Raw genomic sequence first — 956 nt, 5'->3', positions numbered from 1 at the left:
ACCGATAGCTATGACGTTTGCCCCTTAATCGCCTGGATAATCCTCGGCCAGTCTTCATGATGCAACTCATGTCCCGTGCCTTCGAGTGTCAGCATTTTTGAACCACGAATCGCATCTTTCAGTGCCAACCCATGCACATAAGGAAGTACAGGATCCTCCGTGCCGTGAATGATCAAAGTTGGTACAGCTATCTCATTTAATCTCCCGAGCCATCTCTCGCCACCACCTAAAGTAGTGTGGTTGAATGTTGTCAGGATATTCGGAGTGCGATCAAAATTTAACTCAGCGATGTTTTGTATCTTCTCAGCGTCAAAAGCATGCGCAGTACCTGAGTTGATTCGCCACGCTCCGACCTGATACGCGACGACAGCATCTCTATCAGACCAATCCAGCGATTCCGCCCGTTGGTGATACTCAATGATGGCAGGATCAAAAGCGGGCATATCCGGATCTGCATCTGCAAGCCGTTCTGAAGCAATCAGCGTCAAGCTCTTCACACGTTTCGGATACTTGAGAGCTACAAGCTGGGAAAGAAATCCCCCCAAAGACATGCCGACTAAATGAGCAGCTTCCAGACCATAACCATCAATGACGCGAACCACATCATCTGCTAATTCTTCAACGGAATATGGAGCCTGACCTGGCTCATAGCTTGTTGATTTCCCGGTATCACGGTGGTCGTACCGGATCACATAGCGACCCATTTTGGCAAGTTGGGAACAAAACTCATCAGGCCACCACACCGCAGACGACATTGCCCCCATGATCAGAATAATGGGTTCATGGGCCGGGTCGCCGAATGATTCGGTATAGAGTGAAATCGCTTTATCAACAACTACCTTTTCTTTCATACTTAAATTGCCTTCGAGTTCTACGTACAACTTTGTTTTAGGGCGACTGCCCTGCTGCGTAACATCGTTGCTGCTCCATAACATCAAACATCGACCCACGGCGTA

At 48.5% G+C, this 956-nt stretch carries 1 protein-coding gene; it reads right to left on the bottom strand.

The annotated features are described in order from the left end of the window. Window positions 1-8: 8 nt before the first annotated feature. Window positions 9-956 (bottom strand): alpha/beta fold putative hydrolase EstX (gene estX, locus RTW80_RS26085; RefSeq protein WP_224465411.1); only part of this gene is annotated, 948 nt, incomplete at its 5' end.

It is taken from the genome of Escherichia sp. AM3 (assembly GCF_032029835.1).
In the GTDB taxonomy this organism is placed as follows: Bacteria; Pseudomonadota; Gammaproteobacteria; order Enterobacterales; family Enterobacteriaceae; genus Escherichia; species Escherichia coli.
Note: the sequence above shows the minus strand (reverse complement) of the source record. Positions and strands in the feature narration are given on the sequence as shown.